This window comes from Bilophila wadsworthia ATCC 49260, assembly GCF_000701705.1.
Taxonomy (GTDB): domain Bacteria; phylum Desulfobacterota; class Desulfovibrionia; order Desulfovibrionales; family Desulfovibrionaceae; genus Bilophila; species Bilophila wadsworthia.
In genome coordinates this window covers 1-18,994 of record NZ_JNJP01000008.1, presented here as the reverse complement: position 1 = coordinate 18,994, position 18,994 = coordinate 1, and the positions used below count along the sequence as shown (strand labels likewise).

General features: G+C 58.4%; 25 protein-coding genes and 1 other RNA gene. 23 read left to right on the top strand and 3 right to left on the bottom strand.

Going from position 1 to position 18,994, the window contains the following annotated elements; genetic code table 11:
* The first annotated feature begins 1,486 nt into the window (after positions 1 to 1,486).
* From T370_RS0105280 to T370_RS0105265, 3 genes are all read left to right on the top strand, one after another.
* Positions 1,487 to 2,275, top strand: a complete 789-nt coding sequence (locus tag T370_RS0105280) for a ParA family protein (RefSeq protein WP_005030052.1) — start codon at positions 1,487 to 1,489, stop codon at positions 2,273 to 2,275.
* Positions 2,276 to 3,041: 766 nt separating this feature from the next.
* Positions 3,042 to 4,013, top strand: a complete 972-nt coding sequence (locus T370_RS22665; protein WP_034505814.1) for a hypothetical protein — start codon at positions 3,042 to 3,044, stop codon at positions 4,011 to 4,013.
* 403 nt (positions 4,014 to 4,416) lie between these two features.
* Positions 4,417 to 4,746 (top strand): HU family DNA-binding protein, encoded by a 330-nt coding sequence (locus T370_RS0105265; RefSeq protein WP_005030048.1) that lies wholly within the window; start codon positions 4,417 to 4,419, stop codon positions 4,744 to 4,746.
* A gap of 49 nt (positions 4,747 to 4,795) precedes the next feature.
* Here T370_RS0105265 and T370_RS0105260 read toward each other — a convergent pair whose 3' ends face one another.
* The 3 genes from T370_RS0105260 to T370_RS0105250 form a co-directional block, all read right to left on the bottom strand.
* On the bottom strand, positions 4,796 to 6,403 hold the full coding sequence (locus tag T370_RS0105260; protein WP_029434994.1) for a GGDEF domain-containing protein: 1,608 nt from the start codon (positions 6,401 to 6,403) through the stop codon (positions 4,796 to 4,798).
* A gap of 8 nt (positions 6,404 to 6,411) precedes the next feature.
* On the bottom strand, positions 6,412 to 7,203 hold the full coding sequence (locus T370_RS0105255; protein ID WP_248604216.1) for a substrate-binding periplasmic protein: 792 nt from the start codon (positions 7,201 to 7,203) through the stop codon (positions 6,412 to 6,414).
* A gap of 1,252 nt (positions 7,204 to 8,455) precedes the next feature.
* A complete protein-coding gene (locus T370_RS0105250; RefSeq protein ID WP_051643742.1) occupies positions 8,456 to 8,908 on the bottom strand; it encodes a helix-turn-helix domain-containing protein in 453 nt (150 codons plus the stop codon).
* A gap of 268 nt (positions 8,909 to 9,176) precedes the next feature.
* Between T370_RS0105250 and T370_RS0105245 the strand changes: the two genes are divergently transcribed.
* The 20 genes from T370_RS0105245 to T370_RS0105160 all read left to right on the top strand — a co-directional run.
* The gene (locus T370_RS0105245; RefSeq protein ID WP_029434991.1) at positions 9,177 to 9,455 is read left to right on the top strand and encodes a hypothetical protein; all 279 of its coding nucleotides are present in this window, start codon (positions 9,177 to 9,179) and stop codon (positions 9,453 to 9,455) included.
* Between the two features lie 101 nt (positions 9,456 to 9,556).
* The gene (locus T370_RS0105240) at positions 9,557 to 11,818 is read left to right on the top strand and encodes a DDE-type integrase/transposase/recombinase (protein WP_081847487.1); all 2,262 of its coding nucleotides are present in this window, start codon (positions 9,557 to 9,559) and stop codon (positions 11,816 to 11,818) included.
* A gap of 69 nt (positions 11,819 to 11,887) precedes the next feature.
* Complete coding sequence (locus tag T370_RS0105235; RefSeq protein ID WP_081847486.1) at positions 11,888 to 12,625, top strand: AAA family ATPase; 738 nt, start codon at positions 11,888 to 11,890, stop codon at positions 12,623 to 12,625.
* A 1-nt stretch (position 12,626) separates the two neighbouring features.
* Positions 12,627 to 13,208, top strand: a complete 582-nt coding sequence (locus T370_RS23465; RefSeq protein WP_029434988.1) for a hypothetical protein — start codon at positions 12,627 to 12,629, stop codon at positions 13,206 to 13,208.
* Positions 13,205 to 13,633: a hypothetical protein gene (locus T370_RS0105225; RefSeq protein ID WP_051643741.1), complete on the top strand. Its 429-nt coding sequence runs from the start codon at positions 13,205 to 13,207 to the stop codon at positions 13,631 to 13,633. Before T370_RS23465 ends, T370_RS0105225 begins: the two co-directional genes overlap by 4 nt.
* Positions 13,569 to 13,775: a hypothetical protein gene (locus T370_RS25350; protein ID WP_029434986.1), complete on the top strand. Its 207-nt coding sequence runs from the start codon at positions 13,569 to 13,571 to the stop codon at positions 13,773 to 13,775. Before T370_RS0105225 ends, T370_RS25350 begins: the two co-directional genes overlap by 65 nt.
* Positions 13,759 to 14,169 (top strand): host-nuclease inhibitor Gam family protein, encoded by a 411-nt coding sequence (locus tag T370_RS23460; RefSeq protein WP_051643740.1) that lies wholly within the window; start codon positions 13,759 to 13,761, stop codon positions 14,167 to 14,169. The genes T370_RS25350 and T370_RS23460 overlap by 17 nt, the downstream gene beginning before the upstream one ends.
* An 11-nt stretch (positions 14,170 to 14,180) precedes the next feature.
* Positions 14,181 to 14,474, top strand: coding sequence for an HU family DNA-binding protein (locus T370_RS0105210; RefSeq protein WP_029434984.1), 294 nt, complete (start codon positions 14,181 to 14,183; stop codon positions 14,472 to 14,474).
* Positions 14,475 to 14,484: 10 nt separating this feature from the next.
* The gene (locus tag T370_RS0105205; protein WP_029434983.1) at positions 14,485 to 14,739 is read left to right on the top strand and encodes a hypothetical protein; all 255 of its coding nucleotides are present in this window, start codon (positions 14,485 to 14,487) and stop codon (positions 14,737 to 14,739) included.
* Positions 14,740 to 14,742: 3 nt separating this feature from the next.
* Positions 14,743 to 14,807, top strand: an RNA gene (locus T370_RS24160) — hammerhead ribozyme type II.
* Positions 14,808 to 14,825: 18 nt separating this feature from the next.
* Positions 14,826 to 15,020, top strand: a complete 195-nt coding sequence (locus T370_RS24815) for a hypothetical protein (protein WP_156034334.1) — start codon at positions 14,826 to 14,828, stop codon at positions 15,018 to 15,020.
* Positions 15,017 to 15,229 carry a hypothetical protein gene (locus T370_RS0105200; RefSeq protein ID WP_029434982.1) on the top strand — a complete coding sequence of 71 codons (213 nt, stop codon included), beginning with the start codon at positions 15,017 to 15,019 and terminating at the stop codon, positions 15,227 to 15,229. The genes T370_RS24815 and T370_RS0105200 overlap by 4 nt, the downstream gene beginning before the upstream one ends.
* 5 nt (positions 15,230 to 15,234) lie before the next feature.
* On the top strand, positions 15,235 to 15,510 hold the full coding sequence (locus T370_RS0105195) for a hypothetical protein (RefSeq protein WP_156034333.1): 276 nt from the start codon (positions 15,235 to 15,237) through the stop codon (positions 15,508 to 15,510).
* 8 nt (positions 15,511 to 15,518) lie between these two features.
* Positions 15,519 to 15,950, top strand: coding sequence for a hypothetical protein (locus T370_RS0105190; protein ID WP_029434980.1), 432 nt, complete (start codon positions 15,519 to 15,521; stop codon positions 15,948 to 15,950).
* Positions 15,947 to 16,570, top strand: coding sequence for a regulatory protein GemA (locus T370_RS23455; RefSeq protein ID WP_051643739.1), 624 nt, complete (start codon positions 15,947 to 15,949; stop codon positions 16,568 to 16,570). The genes T370_RS0105190 and T370_RS23455 overlap by 4 nt, the downstream gene beginning before the upstream one ends.
* The gene (locus T370_RS0105180; RefSeq protein WP_051643738.1) at positions 16,570 to 16,914 is read left to right on the top strand and encodes a Mor transcription activator family protein; all 345 of its coding nucleotides are present in this window, start codon (positions 16,570 to 16,572) and stop codon (positions 16,912 to 16,914) included. The genes T370_RS23455 and T370_RS0105180 overlap by 1 nt, the downstream gene beginning before the upstream one ends.
* Positions 16,915 to 16,991: 77 nt before the next feature.
* On the top strand, positions 16,992 to 17,351 hold the full coding sequence (locus T370_RS0105175) for a putative holin (protein ID WP_051643748.1): 360 nt from the start codon (positions 16,992 to 16,994) through the stop codon (positions 17,349 to 17,351).
* A gap of 2 nt (positions 17,352 to 17,353) precedes the next feature.
* Positions 17,354 to 18,070, top strand: a complete 717-nt coding sequence (locus T370_RS0105170; protein WP_029434976.1) for a transglycosylase SLT domain-containing protein — start codon at positions 17,354 to 17,356, stop codon at positions 18,068 to 18,070.
* On the top strand, positions 18,060 to 18,677 hold the full coding sequence (locus T370_RS0105165) for a hypothetical protein (RefSeq protein WP_051643737.1): 618 nt from the start codon (positions 18,060 to 18,062) through the stop codon (positions 18,675 to 18,677). Before T370_RS0105170 ends, T370_RS0105165 begins: the two co-directional genes overlap by 11 nt.
* The coding region (locus T370_RS0105160) for a DUF2730 family protein (protein ID WP_029434974.1) at positions 18,658 to 18,994 on the top strand (337 nt) is incomplete at its 3' end. The genes T370_RS0105165 and T370_RS0105160, both read left to right, overlap by 20 nt.

Sequence of the window (18,994 nt, the reverse complement as noted above, 5' to 3'; positions counted from 1 at the left end):
ACAGTTTGTTTGAGCACAATGGCCGATCAAAATATGCATAGCCGTTTTTCCGGTCAAAATATCCTGCCATACTAGACGCTCGAAAAGGACTCTCATATGTTCCACCCAAAATGGACACTCATAATGTCCATGCAAACCGTATATGGTTGCCTGTCTCCGCCAGAGCGATTGGGAATGCTCCGGTGGGGAGCAACAGCTCTGGACCTGCAGTGATACCTTCCGTTTCTGAGGGAGGAACGATGGTTGGGGAAAGGAGCATATGGGGAAAACGGTCCCTCAGGCCTCTTCTTTTGGTGACCGGTGGAGGATAGCCGATTGTTGTAAGGACGGTGGCCAACCGGAGAGGCGGGGGGACGTTCCTGATGATGGGGCGGCTTATGGATAATGTGGGTGTCCACTAAGGGAGTCCATATTGGATGCTTTCAGGGCGACGGGCGGATACTCAAAAGATTTGCAGTTCCTCCCTGTATGTTGGAAGAATACAATATGATATGAGCGTGTCCATTTGAGCGTCCATTATGATAGTCCGTTTTGAGTGGATATTTTGCTGTAAAAATTCAGTTTTTTCATGTTTAAAGAATGAGAAAAAACATTCATTTTATAAAGATGCTATCAGAATATCTCTGCGTGTTTTTTGGAATATAAGAATATGGACATGCAAAATGGACACTCAAAAAAATGGATCAACATGTACTCTCAAAATGGCCTCTCAGAAAGTCCTCGCAGAAAGGAGGGGATGCAACAACGCTACGTAGAGAAGAATACCATAAGCTCGGGTACGTGGTTACATGTGGGGAATAATCAGGTCAGTCATGGCCTCACGAACTTTGGGCTAAAATGAATACGCATTGGAGGATGTCGGCATCAGCAATGGTACTGGTGCAATAGGGGAGGGTAGATGTTCCGCCGTAGAGTTTGTTTTCCTGCGCCGTTGAAACGTTCGTTTTGTCCAGGGATGGGCCCATGCTGACATCGTTCAATCTTTTTGAAATCGTGTTTCGCCCTATGGTGAATAAAGGCATGGCTCGTGGAGTAAGCGCTATCCTCCAACGGGCTCCGGGGCTGAAAGATTTTTGAGTGGGCGGTCTAAGGGCTGGGAGGATGGCCCCCCTGAAGGCAATGGAAAAGGAATATGATAACAGCCGATGATTTCCGTGTGGCGTATCCCTGAGTGGGTGGATACTCGCAAAAACATATTTGATATACGAATTTTTTCGGGTAACCATCCGTCCTTCAAGCATTCTTTTTTTGTATGTCCGCTTGTCTGAAAAATAACAGGTATGGATTTGTAATATGCTGAAATAAAATGATTTTATCTCAAACAAAAAATCCATCAAGGGAACCGCTCTTGATGCGCGAGCCCATCCGCTGCGTAAGGGCGAACATTCATCGAAAGAAATATAGAAAAAAAATAGACTAAAAATGTTGTGCTTCAACGTTTTTTATTCTATCTGAAAACCAAGTCGTTCACTAAAAGGAGATTCCGATGGGCAAGATCATTTCGGTCGTCAACAACAAGGGTGGTGTGGGGAAGACGACGATCACCGTCAATCTCGCACATGCCCTGGCCATGCAAGGGAAAAAGGTGTTGATCGTCGATGTGGACAGCCAGTGCAACTCCACTTCCTTTTTCAACCTCGCTCCCGGCTGTGCTTCGCTTTACGAGCTGCTTGCCTCGGTTTATGACGAAGAAGCCCCCGAAATCAAACCTGAATCTTGCATCTATCCCACAGAGATCGGTTGCAGCATCCTCCCGAACGTTGAGGAGATGGCCTTCATCGAAGCCGAATTCTATAAGAACGAGTCATACATCGTCGCCCTCCGTGAACGGCTGAGAGAGTATGCGACCAAAGAGTTTGACATCACCCTCATCGACTGCCCGCCTTCAATGGGGGCTTTCGTGTATATGGCGATGATCGCCTCCGACTTTATCATTGTGCCCATCCGTGCGGGGTCGCGTTTCTCGCTCGACGGTATCACGAAAACCATCAATGCTATCAACCAGATCCGCCGCACGAAGCTGAACGAAGGGCTTGTCCTGCTTAAGTTCCTGTACAATATGGCTGACTTGCGGCGGCTTGCGGACAAGCACTCGCTGACCATCCTGAACAACCGCTATCCCGGACAGGTCCTCACCGAGTACATCAGTGAGGCGACCATGCTCCGATCCTCCGAGATGCTTTCCGAAACGGTGTTCCAATCTTCACCCCGCAGTAAGGTGGCGGCGAAATTCCGCTCCGTCGCCCGTGAAATCCTCGCCGCCCTCGGCATGTAAACAGGAGCCTCTGATGACCCCCGGACAGACGCATCCCCGCAGACGCGGCCTCAACGAACTGATGGAATCCGTCGCGGCCAAGCTGGCAGAGCGCCCAGATCACATCGCGGCGGCCAGAGTCCTTGAGGAGATGCAGGCTGACGCCGCGAAAATCTCGCATAAGGCGGATGGTGTGGACGTGCAGAATGGACAGTCTGAAATGTCCTCCTCCTCCTCCTCCTCCTCCTCCTCCTCCTCCTCTGTGGACGCGCAAATTGATTCTCCTGAGTGTCCTGACAAAGTGGACGATCAGAACGGACTTGCAAGTGGACTCGCCACGGAGGCACGAGCTGGCGTCTCTGTGAAGACAGAAGTTGAGGACATGCAAAATGGACAGCCTGATACCACTGTCAAAGTGGACGCTCAGGCGTCTCAGCACTCCCCTTCGCAACGAGAAACAACGGGAAAATATTCTGAAACTTCAAGCCTTGAGTCTCTGAGCGCGCCCTCTACGTGGACGCCGATAGTGGACACTCTACATGGACATTCAAAGGCATCTCCGGCTGTTTCCCGTCCCGATGGACGGAAACGTCCTTATCAAGTGGATGTTCAGAATGGACACTCAGAATATCCTGACAAAAGATCCTCTCACCATGAAGAGCTGCCTGAGCGGAATCCAGAGGTACCGGTGGAGAACAGACAAGAGGCGGGGGCTTCCACGGAGCAGGGGACGTCTGCCTCTCGTAAGCATGATCAGGAACAAGCCGTACCTGTCCAGGCCGCTGCGATGACATTGCGTTCGCCCACATCAGACGCTCTGAATGGCCGCTCACGCCGGACAGCCAAAGTTGACGTGCAGACAGGGGCCCGGTGCAAACCCAAGAGGGTCGGAGAAGGGCAGATCAGCCTCCTCAGGCCTCTGGCTCCAGTGCATGGGGCCAATCCGACGAAGCTCTTCAAGTGGCTTTACGGGATCGGCAAGAAAGAAACCATCGACCTGACCCTCCCCATCATTGAGGAGACCATCGGTATCGATGCGCGGACCTGCCGTCGGATTATCGCTACATGGGCGGAAACGGGCGTGTGCGAGAAAACGGTCCATCGGCGGGGGATGCGTATCAGGCTTCTTATGGATGAAAAGGAGGCACTCGGCGCGCCGCGTGCCGCTTCCCCTTCCGTGTCGGCTTCTCCGGCGGATGAGCTGGAGAGGGCGCTGCCCGAGCTGTGCCCGAGGCTGATGGAGGTCGGTTTCACCGCCAAGCATCTGCGCCGGATCAAAGAGCTCCTCGCCGTGCAGAACATTGACCCCGGTTCCCTCACGGACGCCCTCCGGTATGCGGAGTACGAGCTGGAACACGGCCAGATGGTGGACAGCAAGGGCCAGCCCGTTTCGCGTCCGGTGGATTGGGTCTTTCGCTGCCTGTCCAAAGACGGGACCTACCGTATCCCCACGGGGTATGTTTCTCCGGCGGAATTACGCCGCCGGGAACGCGAAGAGGCCGTGCGCCGGGAACGCGAGGCCTTGGAGGCCGAGCGGAGGCTGCTCGAAGAAGAGGCCGCCCTTGCCCTTGAAAAAGAGGTCGAAGCGATGTTCCGTCAGATGCTTGATGAACCCGACGGCCCGTTTGCCTCACAGATCCTGGAGAAGGTTCCCGCCGTCCTGCGTTCGCGCGGGGGGTTGGAAAACCCGCTGGTGCAGAAGGCCTGCCGGATGCAGATCAGCTATATGCTCCAGGACGCCGTCGGAGCGGGGCAGTAGGGCTATTCTGTATGTCCATTCTGTGTGGACATTTTGGGCGGATAATCTGTCCGTCCGGGATGCGTGCGGTTGCGCATGGACAGGCAGCCCGTCCGGAAGGCCCGGACAGCGTGTCAGGGCAGGATGTCCGGACATGTTGGACACCCAATCCGTCCGAGGATGTTGTGAGCGGCCTGTGAGTCAGGACAGAATGGCCGCACACGCCGGACAGTCTTCTTGGCGATGTCCCGGACACTCTGACAGGAAAAAAAGGCTGTAAAAACAGTGTAGACTCTCGTGAAGGGACAACTTGATCGTCCATTTTGATCGGATAATCTGATCGGACATTCCTTTCGCCTATAGAAAGAGAGAAAGAAAAACTCTTTCTCTCCCCAACGATTCAAGACAGAAGGTGCTGCTGCGAATGGCTTCCAAATCGACCAAAAAAGATCTTGTCCAACACATAGCGAAGGCTCTGGAAGTGAGCCCTGTGGAAGCCGAACGGGTTATGCTCGTGGTTATGCGGTACGTCCGGCGGCAATTGCTTGAAGATACGTCGGTGATCCTGCCGGGCATCGGGACGCTGGCCGTGACGGAAACCGCGGCCCGTCTGGGGCGCAATCCCCACACGGGGCAGCCGGTGCCCATTCCCCCGCGCAAGACGATCAAGCTCAAGGTGTCCAAAGACCTCAAGGAAGCGATGGAGCCTTCCGAAACCGTGCGCACGGGCGGGGCCGATTTTGACGCCCAATAGCTCCGCCGTTCCGGAGCACGCCTGAAGGCGGAGCCTGGCCGGAAGGGGCTTATCCCTCGAAAAGGACGATCCGGTTTCTGCCGGACGTCTTGGCTTCATACAGCGCCTGATCCGCATGGGTCAGCACTTCGCAGATGTCCGCATCTTCCCCGAACGAGCGGTGCGCAATGCCGATGCTGACCGTCAGCTTGCCCGTCCGGGAATCGGGATGGACAAGGTCCAGTGCGGCCACTTCTTCCAAGATGCGCTGTGCCACGGTCATGGCCGAATACTGTCCGGCCCCGGCCAGAATGATGGTGAATTCTTCGCCGCCGTACCGGAATATCCTGTCCGAATCCCGCAGGAGCGCTTTTTGCGTGGCCTGCGCCACGGCTTTCAGGGCGGCGTCCCCGGCCTGATGCCCGAACCGGTCATTGTAGTTCTTGAAGAAGTCGAGGTCGAGCATCAGCAGGGCGAGCGGCGTGCGCGCCGGGATGCGCTCCATCGTTTCCTCAAGCGCCCGGCGGTTGTATACGCCGGTCAGCGCATCCCGGAAGCTGAGGTCAGCATACTGGTCCCGTTCCTGCGCGAGCTGGCCGGAACGGGTGTTCAGTTCGTCCATATGGCGGCTGATGTCGGGCAAAACGTCGAGTACGTCCTGCAATTCCCGGATGCGTACCCGGGGAAGTTCCGAGATGGAGTGCCCGGAACGGATGGTCCGCAGCGCCTGAGAGAGCAGGGACAGGGGGCGGAGGATCTGAAGGTGGATGAGCAGCAGCGTGGCCAGCAGCCCCGCGAGCAACGCGGTCCCCATGATCGGGAACAGTTCCTTGATGCGTGAAACTTCCTCGTTGATGTGGGACATGCTCCGGTAAATCCATTCGGCCTCGTGGGTCGAAACGGCGTCGCTGAGCTCGCGCAGTTTGCCGTCGAGGGTGTTCCAGAGCTGTTTGGCTTCCACGTGGCCTCTCGCGAGCTGCGTCCAATTGGACACGATGCCGTCCCAGTTCGTCCGGAATTCCCCGCAGTCCTTGAGCAGCGTCCGTTCAGGGGGTTCGGCCTGTTCCGCCTTGGCGCACATGTCCATCAGCGGGCGCAGGCTTTCCTGCAGGCCCTGCTTGTTGGCCGTGTTTCTGGAGAAATCCTTGTCCAGGTGCCGCGCACTGTGCCTGAGGGGATAGCTGTATTCCATCCCCGCCCGCATAAGCAGCCGCCCGAGCACGTTCGAAAAAAAGATTTCCGCATGATGGAGCCGATCCTCGGCCAGATAGCTCTGCTGCCTCAGCTCAATGAGACGGAGGAGTTGCGGCCTGATCTCATCCATTTTGCTGGAGAAGTCCACCGACGTCTCCTCAAAGACCGATTCCGCGATCAGCGCCTGGGCGGTGATGCCCGCGTTCCGGCTGATGGTGGGGTCGGACGCGCTGTACACCAGCGCGATGTTGCGGCGCATGTTTTCGACGTTGAGGAGCATCTGCTGCTTGGCAAGGATCTGCGGCAGATGGCTGTTGCTGGTGGAGAGCGCCAGATTTTTGATCCGTTGAAGGTCATTGGTGAAGATAAAAGAGACGAAGGCCAGCAGCGCCAGCAGGGGCACTGAGACGAGCACGGGGAAAAGGTTGATGCCGAGTTGTCGTTTCCGCTTCGGCTCCGCGTTTCGGGAAGGCTTGCAGTACATGAACGCGCTCAATAAATGCTGAAGGGGAAATATTTGCGTACGATGCGGTCGTACTCGCCGTTCAGTTTGATATGGACGATGGCTTCGTTGATCGCCTCGATCAGTTCGGAATTGTTTTTCCGGACGCCGATGTGGGCATAGGCGAGGTCTTCGTCGGGCGGGAGGGGATCATCCAGTATGGCGAAAGGCTGGCCGCGCTCGCTCTGGAGGAATTCGTACCCGGACAGACCGTCCACGAGGATGGCGTCCAGCTGTCCGGCGCAGAAGGCGTCGATCAGTTGCCCATAGGTAGGAAAACGGATGATTTCAGCCACGTTGACCCAGTGACTCCGGAGGAAGCTCTCCTGCTGCGTATGATCCTGGACGCCAACGCGTTTCCCTTTCAGGCCTTCGGCGCTGACGGCCACGCTGCCCGGAAGCCCCAGATAGATGGAACGGGAGTGGTAGTAGCTGTTGGTGAAATCCATATACGCCAGCCGTTGTTCGTTTTTGGCAAGCCCGGCAACGATCATGTCCAGCTCGCCCCGGCGCATTTTTTCGAGCAGCGTGCCGAAAGCAAGGGGCTCGACCGTGCAGGAACGGCGCATGGCCTTGCACAACGCCTCAGCGATCTCCGGGTCGAATCCGGCCTGCGTGCCCTCGGCGGGAAAGGAGAAGGGCGCATAATCGTCTTCCACGCCGATGCGGAGGATTTCCTCGGCTCCGCTGCGGGGCGGGAACCCCGCGAACAGCAGCGCGAGGAGGAACCCAGCCAGAAGAACGGGCCGGAGTGAAGAAAAAGACGGTATCGTGATTCTCAAGGGAAACTCTCTCGGGGGGCAACCCGCAGCCCCTGCGCCGTTTTCGGCGGGGCTCGCGGGACGCTTCAATGTGATGCTCTCGTTTTCAAGGAGGAAAAAGCGTTCCTCAGGCCTTAACGTTGGGAAGTTCCCCAACAACCAAATCGGGAAAACGACGGAGCGGTGGGAACCCCGGAGGAGCCGGGATAAAACCGTGCGGCGGAACTGGCGGCGGGTAGCGTCAGTTCCCGAAACCGCTCGATACGCGGCGTCGGGACCGGACAGCCGGATGGGGTTGGCCGCTTTTCCTGAGGTGCGACCTGTCCTTTTCTAAAGGATATTTCGGCCCGTTGCAATCAGTGTTTGGGGAGGAATAACGCTTTATTATGATAAATTGCCCCGCTTTATGGCGAAGTGGGGGATGGACGTGAAAGCGGCCCCGGGCCTGAGGGGAACGCCTCCGGATGCCGCGGTTTTCGGAACAAAGGACCGGTGCGGGCAAGGTATCTGCACATAATCATATGGAATGGCTATAAAATTGCGGGGAAGGCCCCTTCCCCGCTGGGGATACCACAGCGGCGAATGCCGGGGAGAAGCGGGCGGGGAGAGCGGGCACGGGAGCAATCATGCGGGGGAGAGGCTGGCGTGCTGTATTTTGTTTTTTCTCCGCAATCCTGTGGCGTGTTCCCCGTTTTTTGGGCGATCGGTTCTCCGTTCCGCACGGAGACTCTGTCCGGCATCCGTTTGGGATACGGGGCCGGGCGGAGCCCGCCGGTGCTTGCGCTCCGCCAACAGGCGGGGAGGGCACTATTTTATCGCATAATCTTTTAAATTATGTCAATTTTATACCACGGAAAATAGCTGCGAAATCCTTCCCCCCAATGCCCGGCATATGCGCGATCCGCTGCAACCGAGTGCCGCGCATTCGTAATCAAAAAAAAATTATAACACAGTAGAATTATAAAAACAAATCCATCCCCGTTTCTGGACGAGGCGGGATTTGGAGCCAAAGGCGCTCACTGTGCCATGCCAGATAGTATTGGGTATTTTGGAAACTGGGAAATAATGGGAGTTAGGGGGAAGTAGTGGGAATGGTAGTTATGTGAAGTAGGAGGTTTAGGTAGAGGTAATGTGGGAAAATCGGTTCGCGGCGTCTAGGTTGTGTCGCGCCAGATGCTTTTTCCAAATTGCGCCGAAACGAAACAGAATTTTGGTATACGCAAATACCCCCGTTGCATGTCAATTCTGACATAAAACGGGGGTATTTTTTTATCTATCCAAGGTTGCCCATTTCAGCAGTGCCACGGCTAACAAGCGGTTTATCCATGCGTTCCTCAAGCCGGGCGCATTTCTCTCGTAATTCACCGTTTTCCTTCCAGAGGTTACGGTTTTCAGCCGCCAGTTCGTCCCTCTGCTCCTCCATTTTCTCCAGTTTTGCCTCTAACTTGACGCATCGTGCACATTCGCCGGATGACGCTACGGGCTGTTGATGGTGCTCAGGCTCCGGGATTTTTTCGCCCGGGCGCATAGGGCCGCGCCCAAAAATAAGCCAATCGGATGAAATATTTAGATAAGAACAAAAATTCTCTAAAAATTTGGCATCTGGAGTTTTTTCTCCCCGCTCGTACCTGCTTAGACTGTTTTGAGCTATCCCAATATGGATAGATATATCCTGTTGTGTGATGTTTCCACGTGCTGCCTTTATTCGCTTCCCAAGAGTATCCATAGGTGTAACAGTTCCTCATTCGTTCTGTAACGAGTTCTGTAACACCGCGCATACGTAATATCTTATTGTATTATTTGATAATAATACAAATATCCATATTTGTATTCTGTAACAACATTTCTGTTGACTTTTATATCCATATATGGATAAAAGAAGGTGTACGGGCGGTTTACATGCAATGTTTACAAGCAAACTCTATCCGCCCGGCTCCATAAGATCAATGCCTGCATAGGCGTGGCGCATACGCGCAAAAAAACGGGAGGGAAACATGAACTGGGCGGACAAGGGCATGACGCTCCGGAAGGAGTTGAGCGAGCGGCGCTGCTTTTACTCGATGCGCATCCATGAAGCGCTCAGACGCAACGGAATGAGTGCGGCCGTGGTGGCCTATGAACTCGGCATTTCCCGCGCGTCCGTCTCCGCCACGATTCTCGGCAAGAACCACAGCGCCCGCGTATTGGACGCGCTCCGCTCGGCGGGCGTCCCGGAAAAGTACCTTTTTGATCCCCGCCGCGTTGAGGCGGCGGAGAAGGAGGCGGCGGCGTGAATCCCAACTACGCCTAGCCATTTAAGAAGGATCGGGTGTTCCGTAAACAGTTTTTTTGTCATCCAGCTACCGCGCCCGTGTAGGCCGTCCCGAGTTCTTCCATGCAGGGGCGGCAAAACCTGCACAACGGCGGATACCGCGCCAACCTACGCGGGACGTTTCCCCGGCACGGCACAAGTCCGGGGCGAATTTTGAGAGGTGAAGACGTGAACGGGATGAAGGAAATTTATACGACGCAGGAGATTGCAGTTCTCTGGGGGACAAGCAAGATGGCTGTCCTTCGTCGTGCCAAGCGTGAAGGCTGGCAATCCCGCCCCCGCGCCGGACGCGGCGGCGGCAACGAGTGGTTCGTCGCATCAATGCCGGAATCCACCCGCCTCGCCATCGCCGCCAAGGTGGCCCTGTTTACGCCGGTACCGGTCAAGGCTCCCGCCCCCGTTACCCTGTCGCTTCCGTCCCGGTTTGCCGGGAACGGCAAGACCCGCGCCGAGGCGAAGGCCGCGCTCTTCTTCCTGTACCGGATGTTTACTAAAACCGCCGGGCTTCCGAAGACGCGTGGCATGGAAACCTTTTCGGTTCGCTGGAATGCCGGAGAGATCGAGTCCGAGGCATGGCTTCGGGAAGCGATCCCGCACGTCAGCAAAAATACCCTGCTCAACTGGGAGCGTGCGATCAAGACGGAAGGCACGGCGCGGCTCGCGGGCGACTACGGCAAGGGCAAGCGCGGCAAGGGCTGCATCGACGGCCAGCCGGAAGTCAAGGCGCTCATCGTTGCGGCGGTCTGCGAGCACCCGGAAGGGAAGGCGGGCAACGTGCGGTACAAGCTCGAGCACGTAAACGAACAGCGGATCGAAGACGGGCTTGAGCCGTTCGAACTTCCCTCCCTGCGCCGCCTGCAATGCTGGATACGGGACTGGAAGGCGAGGAATCCCGCATTGTTCCTGTCCGCCACGGCTCCCGGCAAGGCGCGCAACAAGACGATGCCTTCCTTCGGCGATTTCTACGCTTTTGTGACCGGGATCAACCAGCGGTGGGAATACGACGGCACGCCGTCGGACGTCATGCTTTCGGACAACAAGCGGTACGCAATCATCGGCGTCATCGAAATCTACACCCGCCGCGTGAAGTTCCGGGTTGTCGAGCGCTCAACGTCGCAACAAGTCGCCTGCGTCACGCGGGATTGCCTTCTCGACTGGGGCGTTCCCGAAACGGCTGTAACGGACAACGGGAAGGAGTTTACGTCTCGGCAGATGCAGCGGCTTTTCTTGGATCTGGGGATAGCCTGCGACATTTTGCCGCCGTTCCGCCCGGACCTGAAACCGGCCATCGAGCGCGTGTTCCACACGTTTTCCCATGACCTGTTGCCGATCGCGCCCTGTTATGTGGGGCATGACGTGGCCACAAGGCAACGTATCCGGGATCAGGAAGACTTTGCGAAGCGCCTCATGAAGCGGGCGAAGAAAGGCGAAGAAGCCGAAGCGCTCACCATCGGCATGAGCCCGGAGGAATTGCAGGCGTTTTGCGACAAGTGGACGGATTCCGTTTACATGCACCGTCAGCATAGCGGTTTGAGGGGAAAAACGCCGTACCAGATGCTCTCTGAATATCCGTACGGCGTCCGGCGCATCCCGGAGAAGTATCATCAGGCGCTCGACGTGCTGCTTTTGCCTGTCATCGGCACGCGCCGCGTCACAAAGGAAGGGATCGAAATCGGGGGAAGAACCTACATCGCTCCCGAACTTGGGCGGCCTGACGTCGCACAACAGGATGCGGAAATCAGATTCGACAAAGCACGGCCGCAATACGCCTATGTCTACCTTGACGGCCTGTTCGTCTGCCGGGCGAAGTGCGTCGACGCTATGGCTCCCGAAGAACGACGCCAGATCGCCGTTGACGCCCGCAACGCCATGAAGTCCGTCCGCAACGCCATTTCCCAAATCAAAAAGGACGCCAAAAAGAACCATCTCGACACTATGGCGCAAGACATCATCGAAATGCTCACCGAGCGGGCGCAGAAGCTCGTGGCCGACAACCCCGTTCCGACACGGGAGGTCATCGAACACGTCACGTTTGATCTGATGGAAGCCCAGCGCGCGGCGTCGGGCGAAAAGCCCATGCAGACCCTGACGCCGGAACAGGCCGAGGAAGCCCGTGCGCAAGCCATCGAGCTTGTCGCCGAAAACGAATTTACGGTGCCTCAGTCCGCTCAGGCCCGCAATGCACTTTTTGAGGCATTGCAGACCCGCACGATCAGCGGCGAGGCATTGTCGGCCGACGAGCTGAATTGGATATCAATGTACAGAACCAGCGCAGAACGCGCAGGTTTTGAGGCCATGAACCAGCTTTACGCCGTCAACCAATAAAAAGGCCCGTTGTTGACGCAACGGGCCGGGATGGAGAGGCACATCTCCATGTCTATGAGGGAAATAACTATGCAACAGACAACAGCAAGCGTCAATACGGGCATTGCCCCGCTCACCAACGTCGCCCTGTGCCTCGGCACGCTCAAGCGGGCGATCGACCGCCCCCGGCATTTGCCCGGGATCACGGTCTTCTACGGCCCTTCAGGGTTTGGCAAGAGCACGGCCGCCGCCTGCGCAGTCATCCAATGTCGTGCCTGTTATGTGCAGGCCCGCAGCTCGTGGACGCGCAAGGCTGCGCACGAGACGATCTGCAAGGGACTCGGGCTGAAGCCCGGCAAGACCATCTCCGAAATGCTCGATCAGATAGCCGAGGAACTCGCCCTGTCGGGCAAGCCGCTGGTCATCGACGAGGCCGACTTTCTCGTCGAGCACAAACAGATCGAGATCGTCCGCGACATCTATGAAGCGTCCCAGGCCCCGATCATGTTGATCGGTGAAGAATGGCTCCCCGGCAAGCTCGAAAAGTGGGAACGGTTCCACGGGCGCGTGCTCGACTGGTGCCCGGCGCAGCCGGTGTCTTTTGAGGACGTCAAGGCGTTGTGCAGGCTCTACGCCGCCGGGACCGAGATCGCCGACGACCTGTTGCAGCGCATCTACACGGTGTCCAACGGTTCGGCCCGCCGCGTCGTCGTCAACCTTGCTCTCGTTGAAGAGGCCGCAAAGGTCGAGGGCCGCAAGACCATCAGCCTCGCTGATTGGGGCGCGCGGCCGCTGTATACCGGCGAGGCTCCGAGCAGGAGGCGCTAACATGGCCGAACTGTTTTCAAGTACGCCTTACGCGGCGCTTACCGCCAGAGAACGGATATGGGCGGCCATCCGTGAGATGAAGACCGTTACCGTCCGCGAAGTGGCGGATCGGTGCGACGCGAAGGCCGACGCCGTCCGGGGGTACTTCGCCGGCCTTGTCGCCGCTGGCGTCCTCGACGTGATCCACCGGGGGACGGGCGGAAAGCACAGCGTCTACACGCTCAAGCGCGATCTCGGCGTCCATGCGCCGCGCGTCAGGAGGGACGGGACGTTCCTGCCCGATTCAGTCCGCTCCCGGTTGTGGAACGCCATGCCGATTTTCGGGATCTTTACCGCCAGCGAGCTTGCGATGTCCACCACACTCGCGGAGTCGCCGGTTTCGCGTGCCGAAGCGCTGGACTATTGCCGCTGGCTGGCGCGGGCGGGCTATCTTCGCGATCTCGGCGATGAAAAGTTCCGGTTCGTCCCGGCCCGGCACACCGGAGCAAAGGCCCCCCAACTAGTGCTGGTCACGCATGTTTACGATCCGAATATCGATCAGCTCGTCGTCCACGGGCCGCTTGCAGGGAGGGACGACGAATGACGAACCGCGAGAAAGCCGAGGCCGCCTGGGGAACGCCGCTGCCGGACTGGATCGAAAAGCTGGCCACGGCCTGCGACGGCAAGGGGCTGCGGAAGACTGCGGCGGATCTTTCCGTCTCCCCGGCCATTGTGAGCCTCGCCATTCGGCGCGGCCGCGCGAAGCTCGACTTCATCCGGAGCCGCGTCGAGCACCTTCTCGGGATTTCCATCATCCCCTGCCCCGTGCTCGGTCTTATCAGCCGGAAGGAGTGCCGGGACAACCAGCAAAAGCCGTTTTCATCCATCAACCCCATAGAGGTGCAGCTTTTCCGGTCATGCCGGGGATCCTGCCTGTACAGCGAACTCAAAAAGGAGGAACGCCATGATCTCCGAGAATCTCGAAAAATGCCTCGACGTGCTCGACAAGCTCACGAAGCGCGGCAATGACGACATCCGGGAGCTTGCCCCGTTCATCGTCAACGAAATGCGTCGGGAAGTGCTGCGCGTACGCGAGCTTGAAGAAGACGTTTACCGCTCTGCCCACGTCGTTTTTGAAGTCAGAGGAGGACTCCATGCCGAAGCGCGTTAAGCCGAACCTTTCCCCCGCCGCGTTTCCCGTCCATTCGCTGGAGGACGTCGACGCCGCCCTTGAGCTTGCGATCGGGCGTTTCGCCGAAGCGAGCAAGGCGGAACTGTTCAGCAAAAAGAAGTCCGTGCAGCTCCAGTTCGGGATCGTGGGCTTCCGGGCGTCCTCGAAGCTCAAAACGCTCAAGAAATGGACGTTCGAGCGCGTGCTCACGACGCTCCGGGATACCGGGATGCGTGAGTATATCCGAGTAAAAGAGGAGGTCGACAAGGAAAAGCTCAAGGGCCTCGCGCCGGAAACCCTCGCGGGCATCGGCTGCACCGTCGTGCAGGAGGACGTCTTTTACTACGAACTTCCCGAACAACCCGAACCCGAAACCCAACCTTCAACCCTATAAGGACGAGCATCATGACCAAGACCGAACTCATCAAGAAGTGGCAATCCGATTTGCAGACCTATTGCAGCGAAGACGTATACCCCCTCAATCAGCTTGAAGTCCTCTTCGGGTGCCTGTGCGGCGTCATGTCTTCCGAGCTGTTCGAGGGCGGAGAGGTTTCTTTGCCGGGCATGGGGAAACTTTCGGCCGTCCACACCAAGGCCCGCGACGGCCGCAACCCGAAGACCGGGGAAAAGCTCCATATTCCCGCTCGGCTGCGGGTGACGTTCAAGCCCTCGAAGGCGTTTAGGGAACTGTTGAACTGAGGGGAAAGACATGGGCAAAAGAAATCCCGGCGCGCTGAAAGAATACAAAGTGAACGTGAACGTCATAGGCTCCGCGAGCAGGACGGTTCTTGCCGCTTCAAAGGAAGAGGCGGAACGCGCTGTTGAAAAGATGCTCCTGCAACCAGACGGACAGACGCCGCAATCCAAAACGCTTTGCGCTTTCGATTGGGGGATTCCCCATTTTTACACTTACGGCGGTTCGGACGGATACTTTTCATCTGACTGCATAGCGATCGAAGAATAACCAGCGCGAAACGGCCCACACGGGCCGTCGTCCGGCGGTGGCGCGCCGGGCCTGATGAGCAGCCTCCAATAACGGAAGGAGCACCCATGCAACTCGCGATCCATGCAACGTGTCAAAATTGCGCCGCGCTGGTGCGTCGGTATCGGCGCGGCCAGCCTCCGGCATTCCGTTGCCGCCTCGGGTATCCTCTCCATAATCTGGCCCCGGCCGCTCTCTGTCCGAAGCCATTGAGCGAGCGCGAAGTCGTCCTCGCCCGAAAACTGTACAGGAGGAAACGATGACACGCTATGTCGCCACGGTATCCGGCGCGGGCGTCCACGCCATCAAAGATATGGAACGGGGTGATACGGTATGTCTTTTCATGCTTAAAAGGGGCGGAAGCTTCGAGCAGCTCAGAGACAACCTGAATACCTGCCTTCGTGCCCTGAACTACGTCGACGAGCAACGTAAGGAGAAAAAGCATGGACTGGCGTCGGATTCCCCACGCTGACGGGTATGAGATGTCCGAGTCCGGTGATGTCCGCCGGGCGGACGGGCCGCTCGTTCCTTATTACCGCTTGCTGTGGGGGGGGGCGTCACGCGGTCATGTCGGCGGAAACGCTCTATCGCATGACCTTTGACGGCCCGCTCCCTGAGCGTTCCTCGGGCGCTCCCCACAGCGTGGATGTCGACGAAAGGCGTCTTGAGGCCGCACAGCGCCTTGCCGAAAAACTCCGGCATGAAAACGACGAGCTCCGCGCCCGGTTCGCGGCGTTCGGCATCGATATTTGAGGTTCAGGATGAAAACTCCCGTTTTCTGCGGTTCACTCAGCGTCCGGAAAGGTTCCCGGCGCGTCCGTTTCGAGCTGGCCAAGGCCGAGGCGTACGGCGGCCCAGCGGGTTGCTACCGGGTGCGCGTGGATCGCGTATGGCATGACCTCGACGGCAAACCTGCCTTCCTTACCCCCGCGCAGATCGTCAACATGGCCGTCATGATGACACTCGGCAACTTTGAGCCGGAACCGCTCCCGGACATCCCGCGCGGCACCCGCGTCAGCCACCAGACCGCCCCGGCCGACGGCGACATGCCGGAACGCCGCGAAACGGGCTGGACGATGACGGAACCGATCCGGGCGCAGGACGGCCTCGCGTACGTCGGCGTCAGTGTTTACGGACGGGGCGTCGTCATGCTTCCCGTAAACAGTCTGTCCATCATCGGGAGGACATCATGATCATCGACTTCGCCACGGGCAAGGTGAAAAAGCCCGCCCCGCCTGAAACCGCCACGCCCGTTTCCTCTCCGGAACCGAAAAAGCCCTATACGCCCGCGAAGCGCAAGCCCGCAAGCCTTCCCGTGGAGAACCGCCGCGCGGAGCTCGCCAAGATCCATGTGGCGAAAAAACAGCTTGCGATGGATGACGAGACGTACCGGGCCATGCTCATGTCGCAGTTCGGCGTAGAGTCGGCCCGCGACCTTTCAGCGCACCAGCGCAAGAGCTGCATTTTGTACATGCAGCGGCTCGGATTCGAGGGCAAGCGCGGCAAGGCGTCCCCGCAGCGCACCGGCGAGCGCCGCAAACGCCGGGACGTGCCGCTGACGCTGGAAAAGGACGACTCCGGCCTCGGGCGCGACGTCTACATGCGTAAAATCGAGGCTCAGCTTGCCGAAAAAGGACGCGCCGAGGGGACGAAAGTGCCGTGGGGATACGCCGTGACCATCCTGAAAAAACAGTCCGGGGGCGTCACGAAGTGTTTCGAGCACGCGACGGTCGAGCAGCTCCGGGGCGTCATCGCCGCATTAACCTATGACGCCAAGAAAAAGGGCCGATACTCCGGCGCGTGGGGGACGTGATGGATACCCCGTACTATGCCGAACTTCTCGACGGCGTCGCCGCGCGGGTTGCGGGCATGGCCCGTTCCGGCCTTCCCGCCGTTAATGACGAGGAGGCCCGCGAGTTCGGGCGGCGGGTCGCCGATATGCTCGCCGAGGATTGGGGCGGTTCGTCAATCTATATTCCCAAGAACCTCGCGGCCCGGTTCCGCAAGCGCGACGCCACGTTGTACCGGGAGTTCACCGGGAACAATATCGCGGAGCTTGCTCAAAAGTACGGCCTCACACAGCAGCGGGTATATGCCATCCTGAAAGCCGAGCGCGCCCGCCGGGGGAGCGGGCAATTGCGGTTCCCCGGTTTGTAGCCGTTTTCCTAAAGCCCTTTCAAAGACGCCTCCATGTGTTTCTTCTACTGTGAAGGAAACACATGGAGGTTTTCTTTATGTTTAAACGTCTTTTTTCCGCCCGCCGCTGGCTTGCCCTGTGCGGCCTCGTCACCGTCCTGATCCTCGCTTTCCTTGCCGTCATTTCCCCGCAGCAGCTCCCGGTCATCGCATACAAGGCCGGGCTCGTATCCTTCGCCGCGTGCATCGGCGTGTGGATCGACCGGGCCATTTTCCCCTATGCCCGACCGTCGGGGTATCTGAAAAAAGACTGGCTCCGCGATCCCGACGCCGACGGCGGGGACGATGAAGTGGATTTTGAGATATGCGCCGGGTATCTCCGCGCCTTCACCGTAGCCACCATCCGGCGCGGGATCATGGTGGGCATGGTGATCCTCGGCATGTGTTTGGGGCTGTGATTATGCGTATCGATCCGCAAAAGCTCCTTTTCTCCTGCACCGAGGCGTTTTGCGTGGGAGTCGCGTTCGCCGTGGGCGCGGCCATCGTCGTATCGGTGCTGTTTGGCCTGCTCGCCTTTTTTGCTGGCGACGCCGAGGCCGCCGAAGTCCAGATACCCCGCGCCGCGCTCCAGCACCGGGCGACGCTGATCCGCGAAGCCCGCGCCGCGTGGGGATTGAATGCCCCGGTGTCTATCTTCGCCGCCCAAATCCATACGGAATCGTGGTGGCGGAATGACACGGTGTCGGCGGCGGGTGCGCAGGGACTGGCGCAGTTTATCCCATCGACGGCGACATGGCTTCCGAAAGTCGCCCCGGAAGTCGGCAAGCCTCAGCCCTTCAACCCCACGTGGTCGCTCCGGGCGTGCGTCGTCTACGATAAATACCTTTGGGATCGCATGAGCGCCATGAGCACCGGGAAAAGTCTTGCCCCCTGCGATCGTATGGCTTTTGTGCTGTCCGCTTACAACGGCGGCGCGGGCTGGGTGAACCGAGACCGGAACCTCGCCGCAAAGAAGGGGCTCGATCCGGATCGCTGGTTCAGACACGTCGAAACCGTAAATGCGGGCCGCAAAGATAGCGCGATCCGGGAAAACCGCAGGTACGTCTCGCGCATCATCGAATACCAGCACGCTTACATCCGGGCGGGCTGGGGGCCGGGGGTGAGTTGTGCTGGGTAAGATTCCTTCGTGGCTCTGGGCCGTCCTCGTCTGCGTTGTCATTTACGGTGCGGGCGTCTGGCGGGGGCTCGACGTCGTGACTGAAGAGTACGAGGCCAAGATTGCAGCAATGAACGCCGCCCGTGCCGAAGAGGAAAAGGCCCGTGCCGAAGCCGTGGCCGCCTCCGAAAGACGAGCTCATGAGGCGCTTGTGGCGGCCACGGCGCGGGGTGAGAAGCTCGCCCGCGAACTCGCCGCGAAAACCGCCGAACTGGACGCTGAGCGCGCCAGCATCAACAGGAGGATCAGGGATGTATCAGAAAAGGCTCGCCGTGATTGTGCTGGTTTATCTCTTGAGTGGGTGCGCCTGTACAACGAGGCCCTCGGCCTTGCCGGTTCCTATCATAGCGCCGGAAACGAAGGCTCCGCCCCCGGCGGCGCTGACGACGCTCCCGGTTCCGCCGGAGCCGCTGGAGCCCAGGTACAGCCGGACACACTAGCGACGCCGGAAGACGTGCTCGCTCATGTCCGGGACTTTGGCGGGTATTGCCGGAAGCTCGAAGCCGGGTATCGGGCGCTCATTACCTTCTATAATGATGGAGGCTCCCGTGGCCGACATACTGACTGAGCTTGACCGCTGGTGGCCGGTGCTCGGAATACTCGCCACACTCGTCTACGGATGGGGCGTCTATCACCTGTCCCGACGTTTTGCGACCAGAGCGGAACACCACGACACGCAAAAGACCGTGGCCGAACTCGGAGATCGCGTCGAAGAGCTCGAGCGCCGGATGGAAACGGTTCCCGACGGCAAGACCATGCACGCCATACAGCTTTCTCTTGAAGAGTTGCGGGGTGACATGAAAGCGATAGGCACCCGGATGGACGGTATGAAAACGTCGGTGTCCGGCCTTGAAAATCAAATCGCCATGCTTGTACAGCATCATT

Coding starts and splice junctions, on each gene's coding strand:
- T370_RS22665 (WP_034505814.1), top strand. CDS start 3,042: ATGACATTGCGTTCGCCCACATCAGACGCTCTGAATGGCCGCTCACGC.
- T370_RS23465 (WP_029434988.1), top strand. CDS start 12,627: ATGGCCGAACTGTTTTCAAGTACGCCTTACGCGGCGCTTACCGCCAGA.
- T370_RS0105235 (WP_081847486.1), top strand. CDS start 11,888: ATGCAACAGACAACAGCAAGCGTCAATACGGGCATTGCCCCGCTCACC.
- T370_RS0105210 (WP_029434984.1), top strand. CDS start 14,181: ATGACCAAGACCGAACTCATCAAGAAGTGGCAATCCGATTTGCAGACC.
- T370_RS24815 (WP_156034334.1), top strand. CDS start 14,826: ATGCAACTCGCGATCCATGCAACGTGTCAAAATTGCGCCGCGCTGGTG.
- T370_RS0105240 (WP_081847487.1), top strand. CDS start 9,557: ATGCAGGGGCGGCAAAACCTGCACAACGGCGGATACCGCGCCAACCTA.
- T370_RS0105195 (WP_156034333.1), top strand. CDS start 15,235: ATGAGATGTCCGAGTCCGGTGATGTCCGCCGGGCGGACGGGCCGCTCG.
- T370_RS0105245 (WP_029434991.1), top strand. CDS start 9,177: ATGAACTGGGCGGACAAGGGCATGACGCTCCGGAAGGAGTTGAGCGAG.
- T370_RS0105260 (WP_029434994.1), bottom strand. CDS start 6,403: ATGTACTGCAAGCCTTCCCGAAACGCGGAGCCGAAGCGGAAACGACAA.
- T370_RS25350 (WP_029434986.1), top strand. CDS start 13,569: ATGATCTCCGAGAATCTCGAAAAATGCCTCGACGTGCTCGACAAGCTC.
- T370_RS23460 (WP_051643740.1), top strand. CDS start 13,759: ATGCCGAAGCGCGTTAAGCCGAACCTTTCCCCCGCCGCGTTTCCCGTC.
- T370_RS0105205 (WP_029434983.1), top strand. CDS start 14,485: ATGGGCAAAAGAAATCCCGGCGCGCTGAAAGAATACAAAGTGAACGTG.
- T370_RS0105280 (WP_005030052.1), top strand. CDS start 1,487: ATGGGCAAGATCATTTCGGTCGTCAACAACAAGGGTGGTGTGGGGAAG.
- T370_RS23455 (WP_051643739.1), top strand. CDS start 15,947: ATGATCATCGACTTCGCCACGGGCAAGGTGAAAAAGCCCGCCCCGCCT.
- T370_RS0105190 (WP_029434980.1), top strand. CDS start 15,519: ATGAAAACTCCCGTTTTCTGCGGTTCACTCAGCGTCCGGAAAGGTTCC.
- T370_RS0105170 (WP_029434976.1), top strand. CDS start 17,354: ATGCGTATCGATCCGCAAAAGCTCCTTTTCTCCTGCACCGAGGCGTTT.
- T370_RS0105175 (WP_051643748.1), top strand. CDS start 16,992: ATGTTTAAACGTCTTTTTTCCGCCCGCCGCTGGCTTGCCCTGTGCGGC.
- T370_RS0105200 (WP_029434982.1), top strand. CDS start 15,017: ATGACACGCTATGTCGCCACGGTATCCGGCGCGGGCGTCCACGCCATC.
- T370_RS0105265 (WP_005030048.1), top strand. CDS start 4,417: ATGGCTTCCAAATCGACCAAAAAAGATCTTGTCCAACACATAGCGAAG.
- T370_RS0105225 (WP_051643741.1), top strand. CDS start 13,205: ATGACGAACCGCGAGAAAGCCGAGGCCGCCTGGGGAACGCCGCTGCCG.
- T370_RS0105180 (WP_051643738.1), top strand. CDS start 16,570: ATGGATACCCCGTACTATGCCGAACTTCTCGACGGCGTCGCCGCGCGG.
- T370_RS0105250 (WP_051643742.1), bottom strand. CDS start 8,908: ATGGATACTCTTGGGAAGCGAATAAAGGCAGCACGTGGAAACATCACA.